Raw genomic sequence first — 7,893 nt, 5'->3', positions numbered from 1 at the left:
GCACCGTAGCGGAGACTTCCGCCGGTTGCCGCAGCTTCATTGGGCCTGATCCCTCAGTCTGCTCTGGATAAAGAACGGAACTTGTTCTTATGGTACCCCTAACCTCGACGCATTTGTCAAAAAAATGCGCTCTGGGCCGGTCTCAACCCAACAGCTCCTGCCACCAGTCGGTGGACTGGGCGGCCCTGAGAAAAAAGACGCCCGCCAAGCCCAGAGGGAAGAGAACTCCCAGAAAGCCAACCGCCCCCAGTGCCCAAGCCAAGCGATGCAGATGCCTTTTGCTGGCAGCGCCCGCAGTTGTTTCCGCCAAGACGGCCAACATCGATCCCAGGGCCGCCAACAGGGATCCCCCCAGCCCGGCCAGATAGGCGGGCCCCAGCCACGGCTGTAACTGGGCGGCAGAGGCAATTTGCAAACGGGGCAGGACTTGAAAACACCCTACCGCCAGCACGGCCCAGATGAAGGAGTACATCAGCAGGCTATCTCGAAAAGCGGTAGCCGGTTCTTTCATGATCCCAGCCCAATCCAGCCAGAGGTAGGATAAAAGCAGTTTGCTGGGGAAGAGCTTGCTCGGCCCACCCGAGTTTCCTCTGATTATGGCCCAACCCGCCATGTCTGACCTCTCTGCACCGGCTTGGGGATCCCACTCGACACCAGAGCCTGAGGCTGTTGGCGTTGGCAATTGCGGGACGGAGTCTCTAGCGGGCAGAGAGACTGACCTCTACCAGGGGCACCGCCGCAGAATGCAGCGCCGCCAGCAAATCCAGCGGCAGCGCCTATCGGGCATGCGCGACGACAAGGGCTTGATCATCGTGCATACAGGGCAGGGCAAAGGCAAGAGCACGGCTGCTTTCGGCATGATCTTCCGTGCCCTCGGCCAAGGCTTGTCGGTGGGGGTAGTGCAATTCATCAAGGGGGCCTGGGATCCGGGGGAAGCCAAATTGTTGCGCCAGTTGGCCGCCCATCCGGAGCTGGGCCTGGGGAAAATCGCCTTTTACGCCATGGGGGAAGGTTTTACCTGGGAAACCCAGGATCGCGAGCGGGATATCGCCCATGCGCAGGCGGCCTGGGCAAAGGGGCGGGAGCTGCTCAGCAGCGGCGAGTACCACCTGGTACTTTTGGATGAGATCAACGTCGCCCTCAAGCTGGGGTACCTCTCCCTGGAGCAGGTATTGGCCGGCCTGGCCGAAAAACCGGAGCGGGTGCATGTGATCCTGACCGGGCGGGGCGCGCCGGCTGCCCTGATCGACCGGGCCGACTTGGTAACCGAGATGACCTTGGTCAAGCATCCTTTCCGCGACCAGGGGATCAAAGCGCAAATCGGCATTGAGTTCTAGTCCTTGGGTAGGGCAAGATGGCCATTCTGGTGGCGGCAGCCACAAGCGGCAGCGGCAAGACCACTGTCACGCTGGCTCTGTTGGCCGCTCTCAGGCGGCGGGGCCTGCGCATTCAGCCCTTCAAGGTGGGGCCGGATTACATTGATCCCCTGTTCCACACAGCGGTGAGCGGGATCCCCTGTCGCAACTTGGATCCCTTTTTAACCGATGAGAACTTTGTGCAGCGCTGCTTTCGCCACCACTGCCAAGGCAAAGATGGAGCAATTGTAGAGGGAGTGATGGGCCTCTTCGATGGACGAGCGCCCGCATCCCTGCCCGGCGAGACAGAACCCTTTTTTGCCAGCAGCGCCCACGTGGCCCGCCTGCTGGGGATCCCTGTGGTGTTGGTTATCGACGGCAGCGGCCTGGGAATGACGGTGGCCGCTCTGCTCTACGGCTTGAGCCGCTTTGATCCCCGCCTCACCATTGCCGGGGTGATTTTCAACTGCGTGGCCTCAGAGCGGCACGGCCAGATTTTACAGCAAGCAGCAGCGGCGGCGGGGATCCCGGTCCTGGGCCAGTTTCCCCGCCGTGAGGATCTGCGCCTGCCCAGCCGCCACCTGGGGTTGGTGCCCGTCTCAGAACTGGATCACTTCCCCCGCTGGCAGGAGACCTGGGCCGATCTGGCCGAGCAACACCTGAATTGGGATGAGCTACTGCCCTTGATTCGCTCCTTGCCGCCGGCGGTGGGGGAGCTGTGGCCAGAGATTTCCCCACAACCGCGTCGGGTTCGGGTAGGGGTGGCCCGCGATGCCGCCTTTAACTTCTACTACGCCGACAACCTAGATCTCCTGCGGGCCTGTGGCGCCGAGCTGCTGGAGTACTCTCCCCTGCAGGTGGGGCTGTGGCCCCCGGATCCCTGCGATGGCCTGCTGCTGGGGGGCGGGTTCCCAGAACTGTTTGCCGCGACCCTCTCCGAAAAAATAAGCCACCGCCCACCGCCGCCCGCCCACCCACCCCTCTATGCCGAATGCGGCGGGCTGATGGTGCTGGGACGATCCCTCACCGATTTCAAGGGAAAGACCTACCCCCTGGCCGGGCTGCTGCCTATCCAGGTGGACATGGGCGACCGGCTGTGTCTGGGCTACCGCGAGGCCACTGTCCTGCGCCCAACCCTGCTGGCCAAGGCCGGGGATCGCCTACGAGGGCACGAATTTCACCGCTCCCGCAGCACCCCTCTCTCCCCCAACCCAATCTACATCTGGGGATCCCCGCCTCACCAGGAAGGATGGACCAGCCAGCGCCTGCACGCTTCCTACCTGCATCTCCACTGGGGATCTCGTCCCGATCTGGCAGTGCGGCTACTCCAGAATTTCTTAAGGATTGCTCAAGGCGCTCCTGATCCCGCCTAAAATGAAGCAGCGATGTAGCCCAAGTCTCCTGTTGTCGCGTCCGCCTCAGCCGCTTTTTGGGCCTCGCCTCAACAGGGTGCTGGTCATTGTCCAAAAAAAACCTGCCAGCCTGCTCTGGGAGCGGAGATCGGCAAGTTGGATGCAAATTCAAAGCAGGGGAGTGATAAAGATCGCCATTCAGGGGCCAAAATCCGCTCCGATAGCAGGTTTCACCGATCCCCAGTTGCTCTTTGAGACTCTTTAAGCAATCAGTCTCCCTCCTTCCAAATCCGCAGGCCACAACATCGAGTGTTTCCCTCTAGTTATCCGTGATATTCCTGAGTCTTTTCTCAGCATCATTCCTCGGGAACTTACCCTAGTTCCATCCGTCTGTAAGGCCTAGCCCCGCCACAATTGCCCCGGCCAGGCAAAATCTTCACTGATAAAGCCCTTCAGGATCAGGGCCCAAGCCCCACTGCAGGAAAACTGACCGGTTCTTGGCAGAGAGCCGAGACCAGCAGGCAAGAGTTTTGAATTAGGGTAAACTTTAATGTCTCTTCCGAGAAGAGTGTTAAATGCTACATCCTACTGCCTTAGACTTTACATAGCGTGCTATTTGGTCTTCAGTAGCCTTGGTTGATCTCTGGAGAGAGGCTAAATGGATCCCTTTCTTGAGGATTTGTCGATTGTTATGCTAGATCTGACTCTAAGTGACTAGGCATAAATTACTAGAATGCGCTCCCAATGGGCCAACTCACTATAGGAGGAGTGTGATGTTCGCACGGTTGGCGGAGCAATACCGCAGCTACGTTCAAGACCTGGTGATGAGTTTGCAGGCTCTGGCCATCGTTTTGGAGAAGCGGGGCTACCCGGCTTCTTGCTACACCTGCGGCACCTCATTTGAGAGCGCCTCCTTCATGGTCAGCTTACGGGAGGGGCACTTGATTCGCTTTTTGGTTTCCGAATGCTCTATCAGTTGGACGGAGATGCGGGATGACCGGGAGCTCATGAAGCTAGAAGGGGCAGAAGCCATTCGCCAACTCCAGGATCTGGCAGAGCTGATCAAAGACGATCTGGCTGCTGCTGCGCCGGCAGAAGCTCTGGCCACCAGCAGTTGATTCCCATGCAACTGGGCAACAAAGACAGCCTACGATCCCCTGAACTTCACTTCGGCTAGGCCAAGCTCTGGGCCCCTCCCCAGACTCTTGCCAGCGCCCAAGAGACCCTCTACTTCCAGTACTCACTACAGTCCTTTATACCCCCAAGGGGATTCGAACCCCTGTCGCATCCGTGAAAGGGATGTGTCCTAGGCCTCTAGACGATGGGGGCATCCCAGAAACGACGCGATCTTGATTGTAAAGAGGGAGGTTTAATTTTGTCAACTTAAATCTTTCTCATGTCCTCTCCTAGTCGGCGTCTCCCGAGTCCCGTTCTGCCAAGTTCAGGATCAAAATCCCCAGCAGAGCCAGGCCCAGCAAGCTGGCAATCACGAGGGGTTCACCTGGGATCACATCCATGCTATGCCTCAATCTGTCAACGCTACAGGCTGCCGGCTCCGAGCAACACAGTACGGCCCGGGGGCGGCAAACCGTCCTAGGCGGAGCAGACGTCCGGTGGCTTACACTACACTAAAAAGTAATAACCCATCGCTTGGACTGGCATGATTCCCACCGTTATCGAGCAATCTGCACGTGGCGAGCGCGCCTTTGATATCTACTCGCGTCTATTGCGGGATCGGATCATCTTCCTGGGCACCCAGGTGGATGACGACATTGCCAACCTGATCGTGGCCCAGATGCTCTACTTGGAATCCGAAGACCCCGAGAAAGATATTTACCTCTACATCAACTCTCCTGGCGGCTCCGTCTACGCCGGTATGGCCATCTACGACACTATGCAGCACATTCAGCCGGATGTCTCCACCATCTGCATTGGGTTGGCCGCCAGCATGGGAGCCTTTTTGCTGGCAGGGGGCGCCAAAGGCAAACGCATTGCCCTTCCCCACGCCCGCATCATGATTCACCAGCCCCTCGGTGGAGCTCAGGGGCCAGCCACCGACATTGAGATTCAGGCCAAAGAGATCCTCTTCATCAAAAACAGTCTCAACAGCCTGCTTGCCTACCACACCGGTCAGCCCCTGGAGCGCATCGAACGCGATACCGACCGCGACAACTTTATGACTCCAGAGCAGGCCAAAGAATACGGCCTCATCGACCAGGTGATTACCAGGAGACCCCAACCATCCTTGGCCGCCGTTTCTTAACCCCTCTGGCCGCTGCAGACAAACCCACCTAGCTCCCTTCTCAAGGGAGCTTTTGCCTTTTTCAGGGATCCCACCCTAAGGATATTAAGAAAGCCAAAGAAATCTATATTTTCGGCCCCAAGCCAGAAGCCTCACTTTAACCAAACTAATCGAACTCATAAAGAAAGTAATGATCAGCCCATCATTGCGGATGATAACTTAGGATTAAACCAGTGTGGATCTACATCTGCCGAGATTCTAGCTTAGACACTGTCTAGAGGTCTTCCCACTGGGTTTACAAAATCCAGTGCGTCGAAGCTAGCAATTGGAGGCGCTTGAGAAGGAGGGTTCAGGACTTTCATCTGTGTAGATGAAGTGTGTCTTGAAGCCCAAGTATGACCTCACAGGTGTGGGGCAGGCTCATTCCCAAAAACCCGGTGGTCTGGGGTTTTGCCCCTGGGTTTTTGCATCTTGGCTACATTTGTGAATGGCATTTTTGTCATGCGTTAAAGGGAGATCAACGTGGCCTACTCAGCAACCCAAACCAGAAAGGGCTATCAAGCCGGCGTCAAGGATTATCGACTCACGTATTACACGCCCGATTACACGCCCAAGGATACTGATATCCTGGCCTGTTTCCGGGTTACTCCTCAGCCGGGCGTTCCCCCCGAAGAGGCCGGGGCGGCGGTGGCGGCTGAGTCCTCGACCGGCACCTGGACAACGGTATGGACAGATTTGCTCACCGACTTGGATCGGTATAAGGGCCGCTGCTACGACATCGAGCCGGTTCCGGGCGAAGAGAATCAATACTTCTGCTTCGTCGCCTATCCGCTGGATCTGTTCGAGGAAGGCTCGGTCACCAACATGCTCACCTCGATCGTGGGCAACGTCTTCGGCTTCAAGGCCTTGAAAGCGTTGCGGCTAGAGGATGTGCGGATCCCGGTGGCGTACCTGAAGACCTTCCAGGGCCCTCCCCACGGCATTCAGGTGGAGCGGGACAAATTGAATAAGTACGGCCGCCCGCTGCTGGGCTGCACCATCAAGCCCAAGCTGGGCCTTTCCGCCAAAAACTACGGACGGGCTGTGTACGAGGCGCTGCGGGGTGGTCTGGACTTCACCAAAGACGACGAAAACATCAACTCCCAGCCCTTCCAGCGCTGGCGGGATCGCTACCTCTTTGTGATGGAGGCTGTCCACAAGGCGCAGGCAGAGACTGGCGAGATCAAGGGGCACTACCTGAACGTGACGGCGCCCACTTGTGAGGAGATGTTCAAACGGGCGGAGTTTGCCAAGGAGATTGGCGCCCCCATCATCATGCACGACTACCTGACTGCCGGATTTACCGCCAACACCAGCTTGGCTAAGTGGTGCCGCGACAACGGCATCCTGCTGCACATTCACCGCGCCATGCACGCCGTGATTGACCGGCAGAAAAACCATGGCATCCACTTCCGGGTGCTGGCCAAGTGCTTGCGCATGTCCGGTGGCGACCACCTGCATGCCGGTACGGTGGTGGGCAAATTGGAGGGCGACCGCGCCATCACCATGGGCTTTGTGGATCTCATGCGGGAAAACTACGTGGAGGCCGACCGCTCTCGTGGCATTTTCTTCACCCAAGATTGGGCCTCTATGCCCGGGGTGATGCCGGTGGCCTCAGGTGGCATTCACGTCTGGCACATGCCAGCGCTGGTGGAGATCTTCGGCGACGACGCGGTGCTACAGTTTGGGGGCGGAACCCTGGGACACCCCTGGGGGAACGCTCCAGGCGCGACGGCCAACCGGGTGGCCTTGGAAGCCTGCATCCAGGCCCGCAATGAAGGTCGGGATCTGGCCCGCGAGGGCAACGACATCATCCGCGAAGCAGCCAAGTGGTCGCCAGAGCTGGCGGCTGCCTGCGAGCTGTGGAAGGAGATCAAGTTCGAATTCAAGCCCGTCGATACGCTTTAAAGAAAGATCTGCCGGGGGCAAGGGATCCCCACCGTTCTCTTGCCCCGCTGCTTCGGCTTGCCCCTGGACTGGTCATGGATCTGAAACAGATCGCCAAAGATACGGCCAAAACCTTGATCAGCTACCTGACCTATCAGGCGATGCGCACGGTGCTGGCCCAACTGAGCGAGACGGATCCTCCTAGGGCTCTTTGGCTGCAGCAGTTCTCGGCCCGGCAAAACCTTCAGGAGGGGGAAACCTACCTGCGGGCTTTGCTGGCAGAGCGGCCTGACCTGGCCTATCGCATCATGACCGTTCGCGAGCACATTGCGGCGGAGGTGGTGGACTACCTGCCGGAAATGGCCAAGACCGGCATTCAACAGGCCAACATGGAACACCGCCGTAGCCACCTGGAACGGCTGACCTCCGCGCCGGGATCCCTGCCGGTCACGCACCCGGAAGCAGGATCCCCTCTACAGAACCCTACACCTGAAACGGAGTAACTTTAGTCATGCAAACCTTACCGAAAGAGCGCCACTACGAAACCCTTTCTTACCTGCCGCCGCTAACGGATCTGCAAATTATCAAGCAGGTGCAGTACATCTTGGATCAGGGCTACATCCCTGCCATTGAATTCAACGAATCCTCTGAACCGACGGTTCGCTACTGGACTCTGTGGAAGCTGCCCCTCTTCAGCGCCACTTCTCCCCAGGAGGTGCTGACCGAGGTACAGGCCTGCCGCAGCGCCTACCCCAATTGCTTCATCCGTGTGGTGGGTTTCGACAACATCAAGCAGTGCCAGGTACTCAGCTTCTTGGTTTACAAGCCCAGCGGCCTACGCTAAGAGAGGTTCGGGGCAATTGGTCTAATTCCCAGTCAATCAGCGCGGAGGGAGAGCTTCTCCCTCTTTTTTATTTCTTGCTTCGCATAGCCATTCTCACTCTCAAAAAACAGTCATTTCAAACAGCAACGAAACGGTTCCTTGCCTCGTTATTGCTACACAACGCTGTCGCGAAGG

Annotated in this window: 8 protein-coding genes, 1 tRNA gene and 1 riboswitch; of the genes, 7 read left to right on the top strand and 2 right to left on the bottom strand. The window is 58.1% G+C overall.

All coding sequences use genetic code 11. The annotated features are described in order from the left end of the window. Nucleotides 1–74: riboswitch (SAM riboswitch) on the bottom strand. This riboswitch is flagged as partial in the annotation. Nucleotides 75–142: 68 nt separating this feature from the next. Further along, nucleotides 143–511 (bottom strand): hypothetical protein, encoded by a 369-nt coding sequence (locus NW852_RS07340; RefSeq protein WP_414335902.1) that lies wholly within the window; start codon nucleotides 509–511, stop codon nucleotides 143–145. A 55-nt stretch (nucleotides 512–566) separates the two neighbouring features. On the opposite strand from NW852_RS07340, the gene cobO reads away from it, so the two are divergent. From cobO to NW852_RS07325, 3 genes are all read left to right on the top strand, one after another. Continuing rightward, entirely contained in the window at nucleotides 567–1,337 is a 771-nt protein-coding gene (gene cobO / locus NW852_RS07335) for a cob(I)yrinic acid a,c-diamide adenosyltransferase (RefSeq protein ID WP_414370669.1), read from the top strand. Between the two features lie 17 nt (nucleotides 1,338–1,354). Then, nucleotides 1,355–2,728 (top strand): cobyrinate a,c-diamide synthase, encoded by a 1,374-nt coding sequence (locus NW852_RS07330; protein WP_414426598.1) that lies wholly within the window; start codon nucleotides 1,355–1,357, stop codon nucleotides 2,726–2,728. Nucleotides 2,729–3,480: 752 nt separating this feature from the next. Next, a complete protein-coding gene (locus tag NW852_RS07325) occupies nucleotides 3,481–3,825 on the top strand; it encodes a DUF1815 family protein (RefSeq protein ID WP_414363811.1) in 345 nt (114 codons plus the stop codon). A 138-nt stretch (nucleotides 3,826–3,963) separates the two neighbouring features. On the opposite strand, the gene NW852_RS07320 is transcribed toward NW852_RS07325, so the two are convergent. Further along, nucleotides 3,964–4,036 (bottom strand) — tRNA-Glu (locus NW852_RS07320). Nucleotides 4,037–4,367: 331 nt separating this feature from the next. On the opposite strand from NW852_RS07320, the gene clpP reads away from it, so the two are divergent. The 4 genes from clpP (at nucleotide 4,368) to NW852_RS07300 (ending at nucleotide 7,719) form a co-directional block, all read left to right on the top strand. After that, on the top strand, nucleotides 4,368–4,970 hold the full coding sequence (gene clpP, locus NW852_RS07315; RefSeq protein WP_011430060.1) for an ATP-dependent Clp endopeptidase proteolytic subunit ClpP: 603 nt from the start codon (nucleotides 4,368–4,370) through the stop codon (nucleotides 4,968–4,970). Nucleotides 4,971–5,471: 501 nt separating this feature from the next. Continuing rightward, nucleotides 5,472–6,896: a form I ribulose bisphosphate carboxylase large subunit gene (locus NW852_RS07310; protein WP_414370665.1), complete on the top strand. Its 1,425-nt coding sequence runs from the start codon at nucleotides 5,472–5,474 to the stop codon at nucleotides 6,894–6,896. Between the two features lie 74 nt (nucleotides 6,897–6,970). Further along, nucleotides 6,971–7,378: a RuBisCO chaperone RbcX gene (rcbX, locus tag NW852_RS07305; RefSeq protein ID WP_414363813.1), complete on the top strand. Its 408-nt coding sequence runs from the start codon at nucleotides 6,971–6,973 to the stop codon at nucleotides 7,376–7,378. 8 nt (nucleotides 7,379–7,386) lie between these two features. Further along, on the top strand, nucleotides 7,387–7,719 hold the full coding sequence (locus tag NW852_RS07300) for a ribulose bisphosphate carboxylase small subunit (RefSeq protein ID WP_414363814.1): 333 nt from the start codon (nucleotides 7,387–7,389) through the stop codon (nucleotides 7,717–7,719). The last annotated feature ends 174 nt before the right edge of the window (nucleotides 7,720–7,893 follow it).

This window comes from Synechococcus sp. H60.1 (assembly GCF_047462335.1).
Classification (GTDB): Bacteria; Cyanobacteriota; Cyanobacteriia; order Thermostichales; family Thermostichaceae; genus Thermostichus.
The sequence above is the reverse complement of the archived record's forward strand: the minus strand, read 5'-3'. Positions and strand labels throughout refer to the sequence as shown.

What these genes read in the sequence shown, in the direction of transcription:
- rcbX (WP_414363813.1), top strand. Translation starts at nt 6,971, where the DNA reads ATGGATCTGAAACAGATCGCCAAAGATACGGCCAAAACCTTGATCAGC.
- NW852_RS07340 (WP_414335902.1), bottom strand. Translation starts at nt 511, where the DNA reads ATGAAAGAACCGGCTACCGCTTTTCGAGATAGCCTGCTGATGTACTCC.
- NW852_RS07325 (WP_414363811.1), top strand. Translation starts at nt 3,481, where the DNA reads ATGTTCGCACGGTTGGCGGAGCAATACCGCAGCTACGTTCAAGACCTG.
- NW852_RS07300 (WP_414363814.1), top strand. Translation starts at nt 7,387, where the DNA reads ATGCAAACCTTACCGAAAGAGCGCCACTACGAAACCCTTTCTTACCTG.
- NW852_RS07330 (WP_414426598.1), top strand. Translation starts at nt 1,355, where the DNA reads ATGGCCATTCTGGTGGCGGCAGCCACAAGCGGCAGCGGCAAGACCACT.
- clpP (WP_011430060.1), top strand. Translation starts at nt 4,368, where the DNA reads ATGATTCCCACCGTTATCGAGCAATCTGCACGTGGCGAGCGCGCCTTT.